This is a genomic window from Catenuloplanes japonicus (assembly GCF_000717135.1).
Lineage (GTDB): Bacteria > Actinomycetota > Actinomycetes > Mycobacteriales > Micromonosporaceae > Catenuloplanes > Catenuloplanes japonicus.
The window spans coordinates 211,837-233,245 of the sequence record NZ_JNXY01000006.1; the positions used below are offsets into that span (position 1 = coordinate 211,837).

Below are 21,409 nucleotides of genomic sequence, written 5' to 3' on the forward strand. Positions count from 1 at the left end.
TACTTACTGATTTGGTGAGTGAGGGTGCATGGCGGACGGCGCGAAAGGGTTGTGGTCGCACGAGGAGGCAGCCGCCTACCTCGGGCTCAGCGAGCAGACCCTGTACTTCATCAACCACAAGGGCAAAGGTCCGAAGTCATACAAAGTCGGTAAATACCGCAGGTACCGGAAGGCGGACATCGACGCCTGGCTCGAAACGGAGTGCGCGGCCAAATGAACCAGGCCCGGCAGCGAAAGACCCCCACCCCGTCCAGGCTGAACGCCGCGACCCGTCCGTCCTGCAACTTCACCCTCTTCTACATCGACGATTCCGGCAGCGAAGCCGCCGGCTGCACCACCTTCAGCTGGATCGAAATCAGCCCCGCCACCTGGACGGACGCCGCCGACCGGTGGAACAACTACCGAACCGCTCTGTACGAGCGCTACGGCATCCCCACTGCAGACCGGCTCCACGCCACCGACCTCGCCACCGGACGCGGCTACCGCACACGCGGCACCGCCGGAAAATCCGCCGACCACGGACGACAGATCCTGCGCCACGGCATCGAGACGATCGCATCCCTGCCGGGAGCCGCCGTCGGCAGCGTCTACCGCAGGACGACGGCTCGTGGCCGCGCCTTCGAGCGCGTCAAGCAGGACCTTTATCAGCGTCTCCTGGACGCGCTCGATACCCGGCTACTCGCCACCGACACTTACGGCAGCGTGATCATGGACGGCGACGGCAGTAACACCGGATATGCCACCAGCCACCACCAACGGAACATCACGACGAGCCGGCTGATCGAAGACCCGTTCTTCCGCCACGCCAGCACCAGCCAATGGGTCCAAGCCGCAGACCTCGTCGCCTGGACCGCCTACCGCTCACTACGCCCCGGCGCTCACCGCGCCGAACACGACTCCTGGTACGACGGCGTGCTCAGGCCGCTCGACATCCACGGCGGACCGGTCCGGCTGTAGACCTCATCGCGCGAACGTTCGAACTGTCCTGAGGTGGCCCTGACGTCAGGCTCGCCCTGTGGAGCGGGGGCGTACTCCTTCGCCGCAGGTTGCAGTCACAGCCCCGCCCGCTTGAGTGCGGGGAACTGTCGACTCGTTGAGCGTTCGCTGTGGTCCAGAAGTGGCGGAGGCTTGACGGCGGCCAAGAGCGAAGGAAAGTTTGCCCTCGCGCAAGGCGAGACCATCGGCAGGGCCAGGGGTGGCCCTGGCGGCGGGCGCGATGCGGGGTGGCCGCAGGGATAGGTAGGTACGACAGCGTGAGGCTCGGCCCGCTAGGGCCGGAGAATTTCACGGTTGGGTCTAGATAGGCTTATTTGATTAATGTCAATGGCCGAGATCGTTTCGGACGAGGTTTTCGTTCGTTGTCGGCTTGGCGACGACCTTTCTTGTCGCCTAGGCGGCGGCCGCCCTGATATGGTTCTGCAACCACAAGCGGTTAGCTCTTCGATACCCTACGAATATTATTGCGGGTGGCGGTTGCAGGCGGAAGACGGAGCGGTTTCGGCTGCTGATCTTGTGGTGACGCAGGAGCCACCCGACGATGCCGGTGCTCGGACTGCGGATCTGTACGAGTGGCAGGCCGTCATGGCCGCGGCTGACGGATTGCGACTCTATTTAGACGCCTTAAGGCCGTCCGGCGAGTTTGTCGCGGCGGAGGGCTGCAGGGTGCTGTGTGAGCGGCACGAGGACTGGGTGATCCTGCGCGACAGGGATGCCGAGTTGGTCTCCGCCAAGCATCCGGGTCTCTCGTTCGGCGCCTACACCACTCTCAATTCGCTGGCCGATGACGGCGGCGTCGGGCATCTGTTCAACCGATGGCTGGCCATGGGTGAGCATGCGACGTGCCGGCTCGTGACGACCGCTGGCCTGGATAAGCAGCCCAAACAGCTGGCCACGCTGGCAGAAACGCTTCGGCAGCGACGGCTTGCCGGTGCTGCTCTGCTCGCCGACGGCGAGTTCGAGGAATTGCTCGACGCCTTCGGCGCCGCGCTGCTAAAACACTGCGATGGCCTGCCTAGCCTGTGGAGCGCCGATGCCGGAGGTCAGGCCGATGTGGTTCCCGGCTTGGGCCAGCGGCGGCAGATGGCGCGTTTCCTATCGATGTTCCGCTATCAGCCGAGCCCTCTGCGGGACTATGTAGGCTTTGCGGCACCGTCGATGTATGTGCGGCCGGTGCTGCGGCGTCTTGGCAGTTCAGTTCCTGCCGATGCGGTCTGGGAAGCGGTTCTATCGCTGTTCCGCGCTAGAATGCGCGCCTGCGGTCCGACCGAGGCGGGCGGCCTGCCGGCGGTTCTGATGGCCCCGTTGGGCGCCGGAATCCCGAGCGCTGCCGAGTTGGAGAAGGATCTGGCGGGCCGGATCGTTACGCTCGGCGACATCGATGTGGCAGTCCGCGCTGCGCTGGCGTTCCCCGCGGGTTTCGCGCGGCTGCCGCGGATGCAGCGCACGAGCCGTCTGGCCATCAAGATGGAGGCTGGGGGCTGCTCGGATAACGCTGTGGAACGCGCGGAACAACTGCGTCTGGACTACCAAGACCTGATGCGTGAGCGGATGGCGGGTGATCCGCTGGCCCGTGCCGACGAGATGCGGCTGCGACGCATGCTGTTGCGGATCAGCGACACCGCGACGTCGCGGGTGAAAGATCCGGCCGCGGAGTGGGGTACCGCTCTGTGGCGGGAACTTGAGGCTTCGCTTGAGCAGCAGGCTGCCAAGTTGCCTGACGATATGGATGTGGACCTGGCGCTGGGCGGGCTGTGTGACCTGTCCAGCCGGTGCCAGGTGTGGTTCAGCGAGAAATTCGCCATCGACAACGAGGTCGCGCGCCGGCGCCGTGAAGGGGGCGGAGAATCATGACAACAGCATTCGAGGCCGCTGAGCTGGCGTTACTGCGGGAGGATCTCGCCTACCACCAGGCTCGCGTGTTGCTGCTGGTTAACGCTACCGCCGCGGAGCGCGGCCACAACCGCAAACTCGACGGGCTCACCAAGCTCGCGAAGCTGGATTTCCTTCTGCGCTATCCGGCCCTGGCCGCGCAGGTGCTAGACGAGCTCGACCCCGATGATCCGCGTTTGCACCTGAGCGAGGACGAGATCCAGCAGCCCACCGACGTGGAAGCCCCAATGACCCGCTACAAGTACGGGCCTTGGGATGACCGCTACTACGCGATCATCGGTGCTCTGGTCGGGCGTGGCCTGCTGCGCTACGCCCGCGGCCGCAGAGGCAGCGTGGCGCTGGTTACGACCCCGGAAGGCCGCGAACTGGCCGGGCAGCTCGCCGACGCCTCCGCCTGGGAGATCATCGCCGAACGCAGTCGGGCCATCGCACAGGCATCGACTGGTCTGACCGGCAACGCTCTTAAGGATCTCATCTACCAAAGACTGTCCGACCTCATGGACCGACCCCACCGACAGGTGATCCGTTGACCACCACGTTTCGTCTCAACGCCGTCGTCCTCGACACTGTCGAAGGGCCCGTACGGCACGAGTTCCCGAGAGATCTGACGATCCTGGCCGGCCCGACCGGCGTCGGGAAAACCACGCTGCTGGAAGCGGTCAAGTACGGCTTCGGCCTCGACGGCGTACTGGCCCTGGTTATCACCGACAGCGTCACCGACATCAGCGTCGATGTGACCATCGGCGACGAGCGCTACCTGCTGGTGCGGTCGACCGACCCGAACAAGCGGCGCAACGTCCGTGTCACTGACCAGAAAACGCAGGAGCGGCTGCCCGATCAAAGCACCGATCTGGACAAGTCACCCAGCCTCAACACCCTGCTCATGACCGCACTGGGCCTCTCAGCCGACATGCGGGCGGCATCGAAGAACAGCGCCAGCGGCAATCCCGGGACCCGCATCTCCTTCGCGGACATCTTCTCCTTCCTCTACGTCGCGCAATCCGACATGAACCGGGACATCGCTCGGAGCCAAGACCAGTATCTCGAACCCAAACGTAAAGCAGTCTTCGAGCTGCTGTTCATGCTGACCAACGAGAACATCCTCGCCCTGCGCTCGGAGGCCAGCCGGCTGCACGCCGAAGTCGCCGCCGCGCAGAAGGAAACGCAGACCATCCGCAGCTTCCTGCGCACCACCAACACCACCGGGAAGGAAGAAGCCCTCGGCGCCTTCGGCGACGCCACGAATGACCAAATCGCTGCAGAGGCGCAACTAAAGGTGCTGCGGGAAGCAATCAACCCGACCGTCGACCGTGAGACCCAAGTGATCCGTGATCTGCTGACCGACACCGAGAGGCGGCTGGCGGACGCCCGGGCGGCGGTAACTTCTCTAGTCCGGCAGCAGCGGGAACTGGTACGCGAGCGAAGCCGGGTCGAAGCCGATCTGGCGCGGCTGGAGCGCATGCGCGATGCCGGCGACCGAATCGCCAATATCGAGTTCGTGACCTGCCCCCGATGCCTGCAATCGCTGACAGCCAGGCCGGTTCCCGAAGACGCCTGCCGAGTGTGCCTGCAACATGATCCGGTGACGGTCGGTCACAGCGATGACCAGTATGAACAGCGTCAACTAGCCGACCAGATGCGCGAGATGGACGCACAACTGGTGGTGCTGCGGGAGCAACTCGCCGTCACCAAGGATGCGGTAACCGATCGCGAGGCTCTCGTTTACAGGCTCACCGGGGAGATCGAGACCCGGACAGCGGAGCGGGTCACACCACGGCTTCAAGCATACACCGACGCCGCCACCAAATTGGCCAACGCCCAGGCCCGGCGCCGAGAGCTGGAAACCATCCTGCGGCAATGGGATCGGGTCGATGATCTGGGCCGAATCGAAGACGACCTGCGCGCCAAGCGTGATCGCGTCCGCGGCGAGAGCCAGCGGCTAGAAGCGGATCTGAACGAACGCCGGGATTCGATCATCGGAGAGCTGAATTACCAGTTCGACCTGGCCATGCGCAGCATCGGCGTTCCCAGCGTGAGAACCGCCGAGATCAGCCCCACGACCTATCTGCCTGTTTTGAACGGTAAGCCGTTCCAGAAGTCGAGCAAGGGCGGCGGCATCATCACCGCCACCCAGATCGCCTACTGGACATCGATCCTCTATGTGGTGGTGTCTCGTGGCGACACCCGATACCCGTCGTTCCTGTTGATCGACAGCCCACGGATGGCTTTGAACTCGGCGACGAGCATGCAGGTCGCTCTCTACCGGCGGCTCAGCGACCTTGCCGGCGCCTTGCCCGGAAAGCTGCAGCTGATCGTTGCCGACAACGAGCTGCCTCCAGTCGTGCAACGTGATTTCGTGGAGATCGACTTCGACTACGACGCGCCTACGGTGTCCACCATTGAGCACCCGGGCCCGGCAGCCGTGGACACCATCTACGAGAGCGACCCCGAGCAAGACGAAGCCGAAGCTGACCGGTGAACACCAATAGGAACCGAGCCGACCGAGGTGGCTAGGTTTCTATCGATCACGGCAGCTGGCCGGGTAGCACGCTAAGCGTCGGTGGCTCGGGCGGGCGGCTGTCGGGCCATGGATAGATGCATCGTCGTGTCTGCTGAACCGGACGCAGGAGATCAGATCGGTCCGCAGAGCGTCACCAATGCTGGGAAATGCTGGGCGAGCCGTTCAGGGAGCGCGTTTTGCAGCTCAGAAACCCTGTGACCTGTGGCCTGTGTTCAGCCAAGTTCCGGTCTCCCGCGCTCGCGCGTCCTGATCTCGTGATGCCGGTCCCTCCACTCCTGTGCGACGGCGTGACCCGTTATGTGCTGCGCTGGGACCAGCAGTACGAGGGCACCCTGAGCCGCGACTGCCGCTACGGTGCCGGGGAAGCGGGTGTCAGCGCAGATGCTGATGCCCACGCAGACGCCAGCCTCGTCGAAGACGAGCAATGGTGCGCCCGGAGTGAAGATCGCCTCGCCCGGGTCAGGTGCACTTTGCAGTAGACGACGAGTAGCCCGCCGCGGTGGATGATCACGGCGTAGCAATGGCAGCGTGGCTGCCGATGCCTAACAGCAACGTGATCTACCGCTCGATCGCGTGAACCACAACACGCCGGTGCAAAATTACTTTGCGTTGCTGATCTAAACGCTGGCTAGAGCCCGCCAACATCCACTGCCGAGATATTGTCGATCATGACACAGATGACGATATTGGACAGGAGTTGGACAGTGATCTAGGGGATCGAGCAGTACTGTTCGTCGTCACGGTATGTTGTCTTCGATGGCGAGGATTTAGTGAGCGAACTGCCGCGCAATAGATCAATCTCACCCCAACCTGAGGATTGTGTCGGTCGCGAGGAGTTCTCGGCCGCGTTGGAGAGGCTTCGGGTCGGATCAGGACTCTCGTTCCGCAACTTGGCGGACGCAAGCGACGTGGCGAACCACAAGATGGTGCACGGCACGATCGAGGGCTGGTTCAAGGGTAGAATTGTGCGAATGCGGAATGAACCGGCATTCCGCATTGTGCTGCGCGAACTCGGGGTGACGGGGCAGGCCGACCAAGACGCATGGGTGGCCGGAGCGCGTAAACTGCGCACTAGGCGCGCACCATCAGCGGGTGTGGAGCCATTCCGCGGTCTGGAGAGCTATAACGTTACCGACGCCGAGATGTACTATGGCCGAGGTCGGCTGATCGAGCAGGTCTTGGAAGAGCTGGCCGCTCTGTACGGCCTCGGCGGCGGCGCTATGCTATTGACTGGAGTCTCCGGGGCGGGCAAATCCTCATTGCTAAAGGCGGGTGTGATTCCGGCGCTCGCCGGAGGTCGACACACGGGCAGCGCAAGTTGGCCAGTGCTGTTCGTGAGTGCCGGCCCGAATGCCGTAGACAGATTGGCCGAAGCGGTGGCGGCACGTCTGCGCGTAGACGCCGACAAGATTGCTATCGACCTGCGCGGAGGTCCGGCGTCTGTCGCGGGCGTAGTTCAGCGGCTCGTCGCATCGAGCACCAAGCCCACGTCATACGATAAAGATGCATCCGGTAGCACTACCGACGCCAAGGTCGTCTTGATCGTTGATCAGTTTGAGCAAGCCATGATCAGCACTGCAGACGGGGCGGGCGGCGACGATGCGCTCGAATCGTTCATTGCCGTACTCCAAGCAATGACCTCCGGACCAGTCCGTGTCGCTGTGATCTTCGGCGTGCGGCTGGACTTTCTCAACGCTGCGATGCTGCGCCGTTCGCTGCGTGATCTGACCAAGGGTAGGCCGCCGGTTGTTGTCGGACCGATGGACGATAACGACCTGATCGAGGTGATCGATAAACCTGCACAACGCGTCGGCGTCAGACCAGAGCCGGGCTTTGTTGAGCTGCTACTCAGAGACATTTCGGCGCGCGACGGCAGGGTCGCACACCAGGCAGGCACCCTGCCTTTGTTGTCCCACGCGCTACGCATGACCTGGGAGCGGGGCAATGGACAGCAGATGACTTTGGCGAACTATCGAGCCGTTGGTGGTATCGACGGTGCGCTGAGCGAGAGCGCGGAGAAGGTATACACCGGCCTGTCTCCCAAGCAGCAGACCATCGCGCGGCGCATGTTCTTCTGCCTCGTGCACTTGCACCCCTCCGGTGCCGATACACGTCGACAGATATCACAGGACGAACTGTTCACCGAGATCGACGGTGGCGCTGCTGAACTCGACGTGGTACTAGATCGTTTTGTCGCGCAACGCCTGCTCACCATCGACGAAGACACCGTCGAGATCACTCACGACGCGTTGATGGTCGCCTGGCCACAGCTGCGGGATTGGCTGAACGCCGACCGCGACGACCAGCTCAGGGCGCAGAAGCTCAACACCGACGCCCGCGCCTGGGATCATGCAGGCCGGCCAACCTCCGATTACTACCGGGGCACCCGGCTGCAAGCCGCGCAGGAATGGCGCGAGCGTCACCCTGCCGAGTCGAATAAGTTGTCACGAGAATTTCTCGACGCGGCGACCCGATACGCCCGACGCTCGACCCGAGCTCTGCAGCTCACGGTCGGCGTGCTAACGATCCTTCTACTCGTCGCCGGCATGCTGACTGGGGTCGTGTTTCAACAGTTCCAGAACGCTGAACGCCAACGCGACGAGGCGCAATCCCGAAGCCTTGCCAGTCAGGTCCGCACGCTGCGTGGCAAAGACGTCGCGCTCGCGCGCCAACTCGCGCTGACTGCATTCCAGATCTCGCCCACCACAGAGGCGCGGTCCGCGCTGATCGACGCGACCGCGTTGCGACCCGCCGTGCGGATGCGCGGCGGCGTCGGCACCATGTACGCAGTGGGTATACACCCAAGCGGAACAATTGCCGCAATAGCCGCCGAGAACACCATACGGTTCTGGGACATCACGAACCCTGGCCACCCCAAACCGCAGTCGGACCCACCCGCCGCAACCTGTAGCAAGATCTACGCTCTCGCGTTCTCTTCTAACGGGAATCTGCTCGCAGCGTCCTGCGGTGACGGCACCATCCACCTGTGGAACACCCGCGACCCCATGGCTCCTGCCGTGCTGCCCACATTGTCCGGTCTTGGAGCGAAGGTCTACTCGGTCGCCTTCAGCCCAGATGCGAGCATGATGGCCGCCGCGGTCGCCGAGCCGCCGGTCGGCAATGTCGTCCAGGGCAGCGTGCGACTGTGGCGAGTCAGTGGGGATACGCCAAAACCGCTCGGCGAGCCGGTGCGCGTTGATGACAACGCGCCGGCGAAGTCCGTCGCGTTCCATCCGAGCAACAAACACCTCGCCGTAGGCACAGACGACGGCACCGTGCATATCTGGGACATCAGCACCGCCGGGCAGCCCGCGAACCCCGTGCCTGCGGTGGGGGCGGCGAGGGCGATTGGCCAGTTGGCCTTCAGTCCCGACGGCACCACGCTGGCTGCTGGCGGTGCCGACAACCTGGTGTACCTGTGGTCTACAATCGATCCCCGCAGCCCTCGCCCAGACGGGCCGCCGATCGGCGGCTCGGCCACCTACATCAACGCTGTCGCCTTCTCACCCGACGGCGCCACCCTTGCGATCGCCAGCTCGGACGCCAACAACGGCGTCCGGCTCCTCGACCTGGTCAGCCGCCACATCGTTGCCACGATGGCACATCCGACGGCCGTCACCGCGGTTAAGTTCAGCCCCGACAGCACGCAGGTGATTACCGGCGCGAACGACGGCACCGCCCGCATCTGGCCGGTGCTCTCCAGCGCGCTGGAGAGCATGGACTACACGGTCAGCGCCGCCCGCTTCAGCCCCAACGGCGATACTCTGGCCATCGGCAGTGCAGACCTGCGGCTGCTCGACGTCTCCGACCCGCAGTATCCCCGTCCACTCGGGCCCGCGATACCCAATCCCGACGGGTTCTCCGGCACCCTTGCCTTCGCCCCGAACAACCGACTCCTCGCTGAAGGCCGCGGTAGATCGGGCACCGCGCAAATCTGGAACATCGCCAACCCGTCTCAACTGATACCCCTCGGCCAGCCACTGAAGGCTCACTCCAAGCAGATCGAAACCCTCGCGTTCAGCCCGGATAGCACCATTCTGGCCACCGGTAGCCGCGACGGCGCTGTGCACCTGTGGGACGTTCGCACACCCGAAACGCCGGTTCGGTTGTCCACGCCCGGCAACTTCGGCGGATTTGTTCATGAGGTGGCGTTTAGTCCGGACGGAACGCTACTGGTTGCCGGCAGTGCAGACAAAACCATCCGGCTGTGGGATATCAGCAGTCCACGTACTCCGATTCCCGTCGGCCCGCCGCTCACACCGGCCAACCACTACGTTTACTCGACGGTCTTCAGTCCCGACGGCACGATGCTCGCCGTCAGCCTCGCAGACAGCACCATCCGGCTCTTCGACGTTACCGAACCAGGCCTCCCAACGCCTTTGGGTGCACCACTAGCTGGCCCAGAAGGCTATGTCCACGCGGTCTCATTCGCCTCGGACGGCAGCACTCTCGCCGCTACTGCTGGCGACGGGACCGTCTCTATCTGGAACCTACGCGACCAGGGCACGCCGACCCTACACGCCAGTCTCACGCTCGGCGCCGGAGCTATGTTCCCCGTGAACTATCAGCCGCATACTCACCTGCTCGTAGCTGGCGGCGACCAGAAGAAGGCGTGGATCTGGACCACGGACACTGATGCGGCTGCGGCCCTCATTTGTGACACCAGTGGTGACCCCATCACCCCCGAAGAGTGGGAGAAGCACATTCCCGCCCGCGCCTATGACCCCCCCTGCCTGTGAACTTGCATGATCCACACTCTGTCCAGAAACCGTCTAACTTAGGCATCTGACCTGGCCAGGAGGCACGTGCAGCGGTCATGGTCGTCATGTCGGGGTTCGATCCGCAGCCCTGGCTCCACGGGTCAACTAGATCCGAAACAGAAGGGACCAGTACCGCCCATGAACCGAGATACACGCCTCTATCGCAAGGTGCGCGTGCTAATCGCCGGAGTCACGATCTCGGCGTCGACGATCTTCGGCCTGGCGGCCTTCGTGCCGCCAGCGAGTGCTGCCTCGTACTGCGGCCCGAGCAAATTTGTTGAGGAGATCGAGGTCGCACGGTGGGGCGATGGACAGTTCCAGATCGTTCTCACCCCTACAACCGAGGCTCGGGCGCACGCGGCCTTCTCGAAGAGCCCGCGCGATGCGGTGGTCGAGCAGTGGCACGCGATCCAGCGCTGCGTGCCGGGGCTCTATGGGAGCTTGGCCGACACGATTTGGGACCAGCTGGAGTGCCACCAGCTGAACTCGTGGCTGATCTTCCCGAAGGAAGATGGAAACTGGTTGACCGGCTCGACGTACGACCTGGAGAGCTGGCGACCAATCCTGCCCCGTTGGGTAGGCGGTCAGGACCTCATCGTCACCGAGTGCCTCAACAGGCTAGGCGTCGATCCCGCTGGCCCGTTCGGCAGTCCCTTGAGGCCCGATGCGGGCCAGTCCGACCTCTACGGAGCGTGGAGCAAGATCGCGTGATGAACACCGGCTAGTGCCGTGCCACTAGCTGAGGATGGGTGGGGCAGGTCCATGGGACGTGTCCCACCCATCCCATTTCGGTGGTGGTCTCTGAGATGTCGCCTGTTCGAGGCGAGGTTCGGAGGGTTGATGCAGGACTTGGGAAAGTTGGCTGGTGGCAGGGCTGCTGTTGAGTGCAACGGCGGTGGTGGTACCAGTACGTACTCCAGGTGGCGATCTCGACTTGGTCGCAGGTCCGCCACGGCCCGCGCGGTTTGATCAGTTCGGTCTCGAGCAGCCCGGTCGAAGACTGGCTGGAGCATTGTCGTAAGCCCCGCGACGGTGCCGACCGATGCATCGGTACTCGCTGCGGCGAGGCGTCCGGTGAAAGGCTATAGAGGTGTTGACCGCCCGCGTCGTGGTGATGGATCAACGTGGACAGGCCGGTGGTGCCGTGCCGCCGCGAGTCCAGATCGCCATCGCAAGGACGTCGAGAACCAGAGCAGTCTTCATTGCTGCTCGCGGCTCGCCAGACCGGGGTCCGCCGAGAGCAGAGGTCGATCACGAACGCGACGTAGACCCTGCCGGACCAGGTCGGGCACGTAGGTGAAGTCCACGCCCTACCTCCGGCTCGGCCGGTCCGCGCGGAACCGGCGCTATGCCAGATTCGTCGGCCGCGCCGTGTGTGGGTCGGTCATCGTGGTGCAGCGAGTCTTGCCCGAGGGGCACCGCGCAGGCCAAGTTGACGCATGAGCCGTTCGACCACCACGGCGGGTCTTGCCGGCGACGAACGGCGGCACGGCGCGGTAGGTGCTCGACGCGATCAGCCACCCGAACGAGGTCACAGCCCGACACATCGGCTCGACGCAGAAGAGACGCCTGCGCTCGTCGATATAAGTCACGAGCGATGCTTCGGCCGGTCGAGCTCGGCCGCGAAGAAGGCCGACGCACTTTCAAAATTTGGTTCGTCCGGCGCAGCTCGGCTTTCTCGCGGCGCAGCCGCTTCAGCTCGGCGGACTCGTCCGTGCTGGCTCCGGCACGCTGCCCGCCGTCAATCTGGGCTTTGCGAACCCATTCATGCAGCGTCTCCGCGGTACCGATGCCCAGCTTCTGAGCTGCCGCGGTGATCGCAGCACAGTCGGATTCGTAGTTTCGACCGCACCTCGACGACCATCCGAACCGCGCTGAGGCGACTCAGCAGGCTAGGGCAAGGGCGTGACATGACTCGACCCTTCACAAGACGTCGGGCCGATATCAAACCCGGGGCGGTTCAGTCGTGCACAGGCTCAAGTGAATGACTTGTTGACGGCCTTAAGCTGGACGCCGCCTACTACCCCAAGCCGTACAAGACTGTCTTACCTCCGTCCAATACAAGCATTTGGGCTATCCGCCAGACCTCATATCGGTCACTGTCGTGATCTGAGCTCAACCAGCGAGCGCCGCGTCTGCGGCCTACGCGAGCTGATCGGAGGTAACATGCGCGTGTTCATCTCGTTCGGTGCCTTGTTCAGAATAGGCGCATATTGCTTCGTCGCCGGATTTATTGTCGGCATCACCGTTATCGCCTACGCGGGGCAATTTCAGTGGCCCGGCAAGGTAACCAGTGCGCGCTTCGTAACCGTTGCGGCAGGCGTCAACAGAAGTCACCAATTGACCAGTGGTGACCTAAAGACTACCTGGCTCATGGTCAACAAGTGACGCCCGTTTGGCGGATACTTAGGCTAACTAGCAAGATGGCGCCGAAGCTGAGTACGTCGGGCATGGTGGTGAGCGACCCGGCGTCATCGCGTAGGGCGCCGCCGGACTCGACCGCGGACACCTGCCGGTAGTCCCGAGGGGCCGGATCGTCGCGCGCTTCTCGGCGATTGTGTGGAGGGCGTTGAGGTTGCGGGTACCAGCGCGACCGGTCTCGTCGACCAGGATTACGTCCCCGAGCCGGATGTGGCTGGCTGCGTGCCGGGGAAAGGAGCATTTGTGACTACGTTCGGAGTCAATACAGTTCGCTGTCGGCGGCCACGCTGGTGGGAAACGCCTTCGTCGGTCAGCGTGAGGCCCGGTAGCGGGGGCGCAACCGGGTATTGGGCTTTCTCCGCCTGTGATGGTCGGTGGAGGCTCGACGGTGGCCGGCAGTCGACGAACCGTAGGCATTGCCAGAGGGCGAATGCGAACGATGTGGGGGGTTGCTAGCAGTCGGATCGCTGTTCGGATGGATGGATAGGCGGCATCGTCGCGGTCGGGTTCGTGTTGGCAAAGCGGCTTAAATCGGTGCGGAAGGTGGCTCGCCTGCGCGACTCCGTCACGTCGGATATCCGCCTCTTTGCTCACGGCTAGAAATTGCGATTTCAAACTTCGCGGTTCAGAACGAAACGACACGTATCGCTTAACACTATCAGGAACGGCTCATAACGTTTTGACGTCGAAGCTGACCTTCGCGAGCCGGGTCGATTTCCGTTAAGGCAAACCCTGTCCGAGAAAGGCTCGTCATCGGATGTCCCCCGTACGCATCATCTGTGTCCTCGTCCTAGCACTCATGGGGGTCGCTGTTGCTGCTCTAGCCGGCTACCTCACACTTCAGCACAGCAAGAACCCATACGTTTCCGTCCTTACCGGCGGCGGAGCCTTCGCGGGGTGGATGGCGCTCGGGCTCGCAGTGCTGACCTTCGTCATGTCAACCGGCTGAGTCATATGGACCGGGAGGGCCGCGATCCACCCCTCCCGTAGGGAGTTGTGAGCAACTTGACCCCGCGACCCGCGCGTTACATCTGTGGCTCACCGTAGAGCTGCCGACGTGAGATAGCGCTCGGTCCGATAATGCGGTTAGGTTCGACGTTGGTGTGCTCGTGACTGCTGTCCCTGGGCCAGAGCATCTCGATCGGTGGACCGATGAGTGCTGTGGTGACGAAACAAGTCGCTGGGCAACTCGGATACTGGGCAAATGCTGGGCAGGCCGCCCTTGGGTCACGTTTCCGCAGCTCAGACGGCATCTGATCGTTGTTCACCCAAATTTACGAGGGTACGAATCAGGTGCAGCGGATCGTGATGTCGAGGCAGCTGCTCAAGGGTTGAACCTGTCGTTCTGCGGTTCAGGCATCGTTGCCGGTTGGCAACGATGCCTGACTTTTTTTAACGGCGGAGCTCACGTCAGCGCGGTGGTGGTGGTGCGCAGTTCGGCGAGGACGTCGTCAGCGAGGGCGGGGAGGGGCTGGTCGGTGGGGGCGGAGAGCCAGCGGGTGTAGGTCTCGTGCAGGGCCAGTCCGATCAGCGAGGCGACGAGGTCCGCGTGCAGGCCGGTCAGTCCCCGGTCGCGCAGGGCGCCGGTGATCGCCGCGGTCTGGGCGTGCTGTTTGAGCAGGTCGCGCTCGCGGAGTTCGGGGTTGCCGGCGACCACGGCCTGGCGTCGTGCGTACCACTGCCTTCTGGCCGGGTCGAAGACCGGCAGGATCCCGCGCAGGGCGCCGTCGACCAGGTCGAACGTGGTGGCGGTGGGCGGGGTGGCGGCGATCGCGGCCACGGCCCGGTCGGCGATCTCGGCGGTGCCGTCGAACAGCACCTCCCGCTTGTCGCTGAAGAGGCGGAAGAACGTGCTCTTCGCCGTGCCGGCCCGCTCGGCGATCTCCGCAGCGGTGGCGTTGTCGTAGCCGTGCTCGAACAGCTCCAGGGCCGCGTTCTGCAGACGTTCGCGCGTATCCGGTCCCCACCTGGCCACGGGCTCATCATACGTATAGGACCCGGGTCCGATCACCTGCTAGCATGACAGGACCCCGGTCCTATCACTCTGGAAGGCGTTGGACATGGACTTCTCCGGCAAGACGGCCCTGGTCACTGGATCCGGCGCGATCGGCGGCCTCGGCCACGCGATCGCGAAGATGTTCGCGGCCCGCGGTGCCTCCGTCATCGTCACCGGCGTCGACGCGGCTCGCGGGGCCGAGGTCGTCGCTGACATCGGCGGGGATGCCCGCTTCGCACGGGTCGATCTGAGCAGCCTCGACGAGGTGCGCCGCCTGGCCGACGACGTCGGCACGGTCGACGTCCTGGTCAACAACGCGGTGGCCTACACGATGGCGCCCACGGTGGGGCAGGATCTCGATGAGTACGACGGGGCCTTCGCGGTCAACGTCAGGGCGCCGTTCGTCCTCACCGCCGCGCTCGCCCCGAAGATGGCCGCGAACGGCGGCGGCAGCATCGTCAACATCTCGTCGACGGCCGCCGGCAAGGCCGAGCCCGGCATGACCGTCTACAGCGCGACGAAGGCCGCCATCGAGGCGCTGACGCGTGCGTGGGCGGCCGAGTTCGTCGAGGGAAACGTGCGGGTCAACGCGGTCCGGCCCGGCCCCATGCACACCTCCAAGCTGGTCGGCGCGCTCGGTCCGGACCTGGGCGGCCTGCCGCAGCTGGTGCCGATGCGCCGCTCGGCCGACCCGTCCGAGGTGGCCGAGGTCGTGGCGTTCGTCGCCAGTGACAGGGCGAGCTTCATGACCGGCGCGACGATCTCCTCGGACGGCGGCCGCGCCGCCATCTGATGTGCCGGCGCTGCCGTACCCCCGGCGTCCGGGCATTGTGATGCGGTTGACGTCGCCGTCGAGAGGGCTGAGGCGGTGAATGCTGCGGGCCGGATTGTCCTATTAGCGGCGTGGGTACCCGCTTGACTCGCAGGATCCTGAGATGTCTAGTTTTGTCGAGGGTCTCCCTCGCCGCGCACCGTCGCGGACGGCCCTCACATCTCAAGCCCTCAATGGAGACATCATGCGAAAGCGGCTCTTCGCGACCGCGGGCATAGTTGCCCTCGTCGCGGCCATTCTGACCCCGGGAAGTGCCTCGGCGGCGGTGGGTTTCGGCGGGTTCGAGAACGGGACGGCCGGGCAGCCGTACACCCGTGCCCTGTGGTCTCAGTCGGGGTGGAACGCCTCGTGGGACCAGGGGATGGACACCCGGACGTATGTGGACGCGACGACGCCCGCGCACTCGGGGACGAAGTCCCTGCGGGTCTACTACCCCAAGGGCGTGGTGGGGCCGGAGGGCTCGGGTGCGCAGGCGCCGTTCACCCTGACCAAGGGGCGTGAGTACTACCTGTCGTACTGGGCGCGGCTGAGCCCGGACTTCAGCTTCGGGACGACCGAGTTCTCCGGCAAGATGGGCATCGGGCTGGCCGGCGGCGCGGCCTGTTCCGGCGGTCAGCAGTGCGACGGGTACAACGGCTTCAGCTCGCGGTTCATCTGGCTCTCCGGCGGCCGGGCCGGGCTGTACTACTACCAGATGGAGCACGACGGCGAGTACGGCGACCACTTCGTGCTGAAGAACGCCGACGGTACGGACGTGCGCTACCCGCGCGGGCAGTGGTTCCACGTCGCGCAGCGTCTGAAGGTCAACACCGTGACGAACGGCCAGGCCGACGCGAACGGCGAGATCGAGGTCTTCTACAACGGCCGCTCCGCGGGCAGCGCCACCGGCCTGCGGTTCGTCCGTAACGGGGACCTGGTCGACCGGGCCTACTTCTCGTCGTTCTTCGGCGGCGCGACCACCACGTTCGCCCCCGCCAACGACTCCTGGATCTGGTACGACACGATCAAGGTCTCCACCGACCGCGCGGAGATCTGTGAGATCAGCGGCGCCGGCTGCTAGGTGCCGAGGCGCGCGTCGCTGCCGGGTGCGAGGCCCGGCGGCGACGCGGACAGCTGTGGGGTGGCGGCGCCGGCGAACCCGAGCACCAGCGCGCTCACCACGTACGGCACCCACAGGTGCGGCGCATACGCGATCCCGGCCCAGCCTGCGAAACCGGCGGCCGCGCAGATCCGGAACAAGCCCAGACGCCGGCCGGTACGGTCCGAGCGCGCGCCGACCAGGTAACCGGTCACCGGCGCGGTGAGGTTCGTCAGGTAGAACAGCCCGGCCGCGGTGAGCTCGTTGACCAGGTACGACGCGATCTGCGGCGCGGCCGCGGAGAACCCGAGGCCGGACAGGAACATTGCCACCGTCGCGCCCCGGTAGAGCGGCGACGCCAGCGTCGGCGCCGTCGCCGGGCGTGCGCCACGCGATCATCGTCCCGTTCATGCCACTCCCGCCGTCAGGTATCCAGGCCGGACCGCACGCTAGGGGCGGGAGCGGTTCCGGATAAAGCCATGGGTAGGCCTGAGCGGGTGTGGCTGGCCCGCCGCGGATCTCCCAGGATCGACGTCATGAACGCGAAGAAGATCCTTGCTGCCGCGGTGCTGAGCATCGCGGCGGCCGCGACACCGGGCGTCGCCACCGCGGCCGTCCCCACGGCCTCCGTCCTGGTGCACTTCGACCTGGCCGCCGGCCAGATGCCGGAGAACGTGGTGCCGGACCGGGACGGCAGCGTCGACGTCACGTTCGCCGGCGCGCGGCAGGTGGCGCGCATCGGCGCGGACGGCCGGGTGCGCGTGCTGGCCACGCTGCCCGCACCGGCCGACCCGGCCGCGGTCACCCCGCTGCTCGGCTTCCCGCTGACGACCGGCCTGGTCCGCGTGGGCCGCACGTTCTACGTGCTGTACGCGACCGGTTCCGCGGCCGAGACCGGCGTCTGGACGTTCACCGAGGGCGGCACGCCGCGGAAGTTCGCGGACCTGCCCGCGGACGGACTGCCGAACGGCCTGGCGAGGGACGCGGACACCGGCACGCTCTACGCCACCGACTCCGCCAAGGGCGTGGTCTACGCCGTCACCCCGCACGGCCGGACCCGGGTGTTCAGCGCGGACCCGGCACTGACCTCGACCGGCTTCTTCGGCGTCAACGGCGCGAAGATCCACAACGGCCGCCTGTACGTGTCGAACCTGGACCGGGGCACGGTGCTGCGTACCCCCGTGGGCGGCCGGCAGGCCGGGGTCTTCACCACGGTCGCGACCGGCCTGACCGGCATCGACGACTTCGATTTCGTCGGCGACGGCGAGACGTTCCTGGCCGGTCTGGTCACGCAGAACACGGTCGTGCTGGCCGGTGGCGGCCGCGCGCCGCGGACCGTGCTGACCGAGGCCGACGGCCTGTCCAACCCGACGTCGGTCCTGGTCCGCGGCGGCACGGTCTACGTCCCGAGCGCCGCCTACACCACCCAGCACGACCCGAACCTGCTGGTCACCCGCCTGCCCCGGCGCTGACTCGCCCCGCCGGTGATCGGGGCGTCCCCCAAGTCGTCAGAACACTGTGGGGACGCCCCGATCTTGGAGAAGCGCGGCACGTCTAGGAGGCGGCGACGCGGCCGCGGCCGCTGTCCTTGGCCCGGTAGAGGTTGCGGTCCGCGTCCGTCAGCAGGGTCGGCAGTTCCTGGGCGCCGCCGCGGTGGACGCCGATGCTGATCGAGACGGTGAGGCCCGGGGCCAGCTCGTCCCACGCCTGCTCGCGGACCGCGTCGATGATCTCCTGGGCCCGTTTTTCCGGCTGGTTCGGGCCGACCCCGGCGAGGACCACGACGAACTCGTCGCCGCCGAGCCGGGCGGCCAGGTCCACCGGTCGTACGTGCGCGGCCAGGATCTCGGAGATCCGGGCCAGGACCAGGTCGCCGACGTCGTGGCCGAAACCGTCGTTCACCTGCTTGAAGTGATCGACGTCGACCATCATGACGGCGTACTCCCGCGGCTCGGCCTCGGGGACCAGCAGCGCGTTGAGGTAGGCGCGGTAGCCACGCCGGTTCGCCAGCCCGGTCAGCTCGTCGACCAGGACCTGCTGGCGCAGCTGCTCGTGCTCGCGGCGCTGGCGCTCGACGGCGATCGCGTCCCGCAGCCCGGCCACCTGGTCGAGCCGGGCGTTCCAGCGAAGGCGGGCCAGCTCGTCCGCGTAGGTGACCGCGGCGACCGGCACACCCGGCAGCCGGGCGGCGATGCTCATGCACAGCAGCCGGGTGCTCTGTGGCGTGGCCCAGCCGATCTGGCCGGCCAGATCGGCGGCGAGCAGGGCCGCGTCCGCGTCGTCGGCGGCCCGCGCGGTGCGGATGGCCTCGCCCAGCGCGACGACCGAGGCGACCGAGACGCCGGTGCTGAACATCTCCGGCGGCAGCGCGATCTCCACCGCGCTCCCGGCGAGCGCGGCGAGCAGGTGCAGGTGGGCGCGGTGTTCCATCTCCCAGCTGGGCGGCCAGTCGTCGTCGATCGCGGCGAGACCGCCGGGGATCGCCGCCGCGGCGTTGCGCACCGCCGCGTCCCAGTTGCCGATCATGGCCTGCGCGCTCGCCCAGTCGAGCACGACCTCGGTCCGGTTGTAGCTGAGGACCCGGCGCTGCAGCAGGATCGTCTCGGTCAGGCGCGGGTCACCGGCGCTGTCCAGGACCCGCTCGGCGTGGTCGTAGTACTCGACGGCCAGCTCCCAGAAGCTCAGCTCCTGCGCGGCGACGCCGACCTCGATCAGTGCGGCCGCCCGATGGACCACCGGGCCGCCGCCGTCGTCGAGCAGCGCGACCGCGCGTACCAGCGGGATGGCCGTGGACTCGCTCACGTCCACGGCACGCTTGAGGGTCCTGCGCCGGGCGGCCACCGTGGCCAGGGCCAGCGCGAGCAGCACCGTCTCCCCGCTGCTCTCGGCCAGGTCGACCATGGCCTGCAGGTAGTCGGTGTTGTCGAGCCCGGTCTCGCGCGCGGCCATCGTGCGGGCCCACTTGAGGAGCAGCCGGACGTCGGTCCAGCCCTGCGCGGCCGCCTCGTCCTCGGCCGCGCCGATCTCGGCGTCCACGTTCTGGCCCTGGGCCAGGCCGACCAGCTCGTAGGCGCGCCCGATCGCCACCGCGCGGGCGTCGTCCAGGTGGCCGGCGTTCGGCACGGGCCCGCCTCCCTCGTGATCCGCGTCGGCCACGCTCGTTGCCACCCCATCGGCAGCGCGAGGAGCGCCCTGAGCTTGTCACGCTCCGAGGTGGCTTGGGAACCATGAGTGGATGTCCGGTAGTGTGTGGCGATCGTGGCGCGGGTGCTGTTCGTTCCGTATTCGGTGGCGGGGCACGTGGGGCCGATGCTGCCGGTCGCGGCGGAGCTGAGCGCGCGTGGTGAGCAGGTCTGGATGCTGGCCGGCGGTGCCTTCGCGGAGGCGATCCGGGAGCGCGGCGCGACGCCGGTGCCGCTCACCGCCGTCCCGGACGTGTACGTGCCGGACCGGCTGCTCGGGCCGGGCGGGCTGCGCTACGCGCGCGGCCGGATGCGCCGGCCGCGGATCAACCGGCGCGCGGCCGCTGAGCTGCACACGACGCTGTTGGGCACCCGCCCGGACCTGGTGGTGCTGGACCCGATGATCGGCTGGGCGGATCGCGTGGCGACCCGGGCCGGCGTGCGGTCCGTGCTGCTCAGCACCACGTTCGCCGCGACCGGGACCGCGCTGGCCGAGGTCTCCCGGCTGCCGGCCGCGGTGCACCGGTTGCGGCCGATGGTCCGCCGGGTCGAGCGCGACGGACGGCTGGTGCTGGCCCACACCGTTCCCGGCCTGCAACCGGGTCACGCGAAAGGCATCGAGGTGGTCGGCCCGCTGCTGGGCAGCCTCGACGAGCACGCCCGGCGGGAGGATCGTCTGCTGTTCGTCTCGCCCGGCACGGTTTTTGCGCGCGGGAGGCGGTTCTTTCACGACATTTCAGGAGCCTTCGCGGGTACGGACTGGCGCGTCCTGATCGCGACCGGCCACCTGGACCCGGCCTCGCTCGGGCCGTTGCCGCCGCACGTCCACGCCGTCCGGCACGTGCCCCAGCGGACGGTGCTGCGCCGCGCGACCGTGTTCCTCACGCACGGCGGGATGAACTCGACGCTGGAGGCGGTCGCGGCCGGCGTGCCGATGATCTTCGCGCCGCGCTCGGCGGAACAGCGCTACCTGGCGCGACGGTGGGCGGATCGACGGGCGGGGGTGCTGCTCACGGCACCACGCGAGGCTCGGCACACGGCAGAGCGCCTCGTCGCGGACCCAGGCGTACCCCCGGCGATTGATTATTGGCGTGCGGAACTGGCGGCGCGCGACGGGGCGCGACGCGCCGCGGACCTGATCGCGGCCGCTATTCCGGGCCGGACATCGGCAGGTAGGGCGCGGTGACGCCGACGTCCCGGCGCGCCGCGCGGACGAACGCGTCCAGCGCGGTCCCGAGCCGCCGCCGCGCGTCCGCCAGGCTCTCCGCGGGTTCGCCGGACAGCGTGCCGCCGACCGGCCGGGTCGTGCTCTCCCGCAACCCGTCGATCACCGCGGTCAGCGCGAGCGCGGCCGTGGTCGCCTCCCGCGCGGTGCCGGTCACCCGCGCCGGCGCCGCGAACGCGATGTCCACGTCCGCGCGCCGGACCTGTTCCAGCATCGGTTCGGTGGGGACAGGGTCACCGGTCCGCGACGACGGCCAGACGTCCAGGTCGAGCAGGCGGCGGCCGGCGTGCACGTACTCCCGATAGAAGCCGATCTTGTCCGGATCCAGCCGCGCGGCCCGCTCCGACCGGCGGCGCGCCTGGTCGGACAGCAGCGTCCACAGCTGGGTGAGCACGATGCCGGCCAGGGTGAAGGCGGGCACGGCCCACCACGGTGACGTAGCGTCCACGGCGCGACCATAGCCGGTAATGTTCGTCCAACGTGGTCGCCGCAACCGTGGAGTGTG

The 21,409-nt window shown here is 66.6% G+C and carries 17 protein-coding genes; 12 read left to right on the plus strand and 5 right to left on the minus strand.

Annotated features, from left to right (window positions below; translation table 11 throughout):
- Nucleotides 1–28: 28 nt before the first annotated feature.
- From OP04_RS11735 to OP04_RS11755, 5 genes are all read left to right on the plus strand, one after another.
- Nucleotides 29–217, plus strand: a complete 189-nt coding sequence (locus OP04_RS11735) for a helix-turn-helix transcriptional regulator (RefSeq protein ID WP_033339596.1) — start codon at nucleotides 29–31, stop codon at nucleotides 215–217.
- Nucleotides 214–957, plus strand: coding sequence for a DUF3800 domain-containing protein (locus OP04_RS11740; RefSeq protein ID WP_033339597.1), 744 nt, complete (start codon nucleotides 214–216; stop codon nucleotides 955–957). The genes OP04_RS11735 and OP04_RS11740 overlap by 4 nt, the downstream gene beginning before the upstream one ends.
- A 366-nt stretch (nucleotides 958–1,323) precedes the next feature.
- Nucleotides 1,324–2,850, plus strand: a complete 1,527-nt coding sequence (locus OP04_RS11745) for a hypothetical protein (protein WP_157239695.1) — start codon at nucleotides 1,324–1,326, stop codon at nucleotides 2,848–2,850.
- Nucleotides 2,847–3,419, plus strand: coding sequence for a hypothetical protein (locus OP04_RS55545; protein WP_033339599.1), 573 nt, complete (start codon nucleotides 2,847–2,849; stop codon nucleotides 3,417–3,419). The genes OP04_RS11745 and OP04_RS55545 overlap by 4 nt, the downstream gene beginning before the upstream one ends.
- A complete protein-coding gene (locus tag OP04_RS11755) occupies nucleotides 3,416–5,368 on the plus strand; it encodes an ATP-binding protein (RefSeq protein WP_033339600.1) in 1,953 nt (650 codons plus the stop codon). The genes OP04_RS55545 and OP04_RS11755 overlap by 4 nt, the downstream gene beginning before the upstream one ends.
- A gap of 254 nt (nucleotides 5,369–5,622) precedes the next feature.
- On the opposite strand, the gene OP04_RS56790 is transcribed toward OP04_RS11755, so the two are convergent.
- The gene (locus OP04_RS56790) at nucleotides 5,623–5,931 is read right to left on the minus strand and encodes a nitrilase-related carbon-nitrogen hydrolase (protein ID WP_408606740.1); all 309 of its coding nucleotides are present in this window, start codon (nucleotides 5,929–5,931) and stop codon (nucleotides 5,623–5,625) included.
- A 387-nt stretch (nucleotides 5,932–6,318) separates the two neighbouring features.
- Here OP04_RS56790 and OP04_RS11765 point away from each other — a divergent pair, with 387 nt between their 5' ends.
- From OP04_RS11765 to OP04_RS53245, 3 genes are all read left to right on the plus strand, one after another.
- Nucleotides 6,319–10,149, plus strand: coding sequence for an NACHT and WD repeat domain-containing protein (locus OP04_RS11765; RefSeq protein WP_157239697.1), 3,831 nt, complete (start codon nucleotides 6,319–6,321; stop codon nucleotides 10,147–10,149).
- A gap of 159 nt (nucleotides 10,150–10,308) precedes the next feature.
- On the plus strand, nucleotides 10,309–10,881 hold the full coding sequence (locus tag OP04_RS11770; protein WP_157239699.1) for a hypothetical protein: 573 nt from the start codon (nucleotides 10,309–10,311) through the stop codon (nucleotides 10,879–10,881).
- Nucleotides 10,882–12,336: 1,455 nt separating this feature from the next.
- Complete coding sequence (locus tag OP04_RS53245; RefSeq protein WP_157239702.1) at nucleotides 12,337–12,558, plus strand: hypothetical protein; 222 nt, start codon at nucleotides 12,337–12,339, stop codon at nucleotides 12,556–12,558.
- 1,438 nt (nucleotides 12,559–13,996) lie between these two features.
- Here OP04_RS53245 and OP04_RS11780 read toward each other — a convergent pair.
- Nucleotides 13,997–14,566, minus strand: a complete 570-nt coding sequence (locus tag OP04_RS11780) for a TetR/AcrR family transcriptional regulator (RefSeq protein WP_033339604.1) — start codon at nucleotides 14,564–14,566, stop codon at nucleotides 13,997–13,999.
- An 85-nt stretch (nucleotides 14,567–14,651) separates the two neighbouring features.
- Between OP04_RS11780 and OP04_RS11785 the strand changes: the two genes are divergently transcribed.
- Together OP04_RS11785 and OP04_RS11790 are read left to right on the plus strand one after the other, a co-directional pair.
- Nucleotides 14,652–15,380, plus strand: a complete 729-nt coding sequence (locus OP04_RS11785) for an SDR family NAD(P)-dependent oxidoreductase (protein ID WP_033339605.1) — start codon at nucleotides 14,652–14,654, stop codon at nucleotides 15,378–15,380.
- A 223-nt stretch (nucleotides 15,381–15,603) separates the two neighbouring features.
- Nucleotides 15,604–16,479, plus strand: coding sequence for a polysaccharide lyase (locus tag OP04_RS11790; RefSeq protein ID WP_085066389.1), 876 nt, complete (start codon nucleotides 15,604–15,606; stop codon nucleotides 16,477–16,479).
- On the opposite strand, the gene OP04_RS11795 is transcribed toward OP04_RS11790, so the two are convergent.
- Nucleotides 16,476–16,829: an MFS transporter gene (locus OP04_RS11795; protein ID WP_157239707.1), complete on the minus strand. Its 354-nt coding sequence runs from the start codon at nucleotides 16,827–16,829 to the stop codon at nucleotides 16,476–16,478. The two genes, OP04_RS11790 and OP04_RS11795, sit on opposite strands and share 4 nt — an antisense overlap.
- A 204-nt stretch (nucleotides 16,830–17,033) precedes the next feature.
- On the opposite strand from OP04_RS11795, the gene OP04_RS11800 reads away from it, so the two are divergent.
- Entirely contained in the window at nucleotides 17,034–17,969 is a 936-nt protein-coding gene (locus tag OP04_RS11800; protein ID WP_033339607.1) for a hypothetical protein, read from the plus strand.
- 82 nt (nucleotides 17,970–18,051) lie between these two features.
- Here the strand turns inward: OP04_RS11800 and OP04_RS49555 are convergent, their stop codons facing one another.
- On the minus strand, nucleotides 18,052–19,620 hold the full coding sequence (locus OP04_RS49555; protein ID WP_157239710.1) for a sensor domain-containing diguanylate cyclase: 1,569 nt from the start codon (nucleotides 19,618–19,620) through the stop codon (nucleotides 18,052–18,054).
- Between the two features lie 144 nt (nucleotides 19,621–19,764).
- Between OP04_RS49555 and OP04_RS11810 the strand changes: the two genes are divergently transcribed.
- Nucleotides 19,765–20,865, plus strand: a complete 1,101-nt coding sequence (locus tag OP04_RS11810; RefSeq protein ID WP_157239712.1) for a nucleotide disphospho-sugar-binding domain-containing protein — start codon at nucleotides 19,765–19,767, stop codon at nucleotides 20,863–20,865.
- On the opposite strand, the gene OP04_RS11815 is transcribed toward OP04_RS11810, so the two are convergent.
- Nucleotides 20,828–21,352 carry a hypothetical protein gene (locus OP04_RS11815; RefSeq protein ID WP_033339609.1) on the minus strand — a complete coding sequence of 175 codons (525 nt, stop codon included), beginning with the start codon at nucleotides 21,350–21,352 and terminating at the stop codon, nucleotides 20,828–20,830. The two genes, OP04_RS11810 and OP04_RS11815, sit on opposite strands and share 38 nt — an antisense overlap.
- Between the last annotated feature and the right edge of the window lie 57 nt (nucleotides 21,353–21,409).

Coding starts and splice junctions, on each gene's coding strand:
- OP04_RS11735 (WP_033339596.1), top strand. CDS start 29: ATGGCGGACGGCGCGAAAGGGTTGTGGTCGCACGAGGAGGCAGCCGCC.
- OP04_RS11740 (WP_033339597.1), top strand. CDS start 214: ATGAACCAGGCCCGGCAGCGAAAGACCCCCACCCCGTCCAGGCTGAAC.
- OP04_RS11745 (WP_157239695.1), top strand. CDS start 1,324: ATGGCCGAGATCGTTTCGGACGAGGTTTTCGTTCGTTGTCGGCTTGGC.
- OP04_RS55545 (WP_033339599.1), top strand. CDS start 2,847: ATGACAACAGCATTCGAGGCCGCTGAGCTGGCGTTACTGCGGGAGGAT.
- OP04_RS11770 (WP_157239699.1), top strand. CDS start 10,309: ATGAACCGAGATACACGCCTCTATCGCAAGGTGCGCGTGCTAATCGCC.
- OP04_RS53245 (WP_157239702.1), top strand. CDS start 12,337: ATGCGCGTGTTCATCTCGTTCGGTGCCTTGTTCAGAATAGGCGCATAT.
- OP04_RS11785 (WP_033339605.1), top strand. CDS start 14,652: ATGGACTTCTCCGGCAAGACGGCCCTGGTCACTGGATCCGGCGCGATC.
- OP04_RS11790 (WP_085066389.1), top strand. CDS start 15,604: ATGCGAAAGCGGCTCTTCGCGACCGCGGGCATAGTTGCCCTCGTCGCG.
- OP04_RS11800 (WP_033339607.1), top strand. CDS start 17,034: ATGAACGCGAAGAAGATCCTTGCTGCCGCGGTGCTGAGCATCGCGGCG.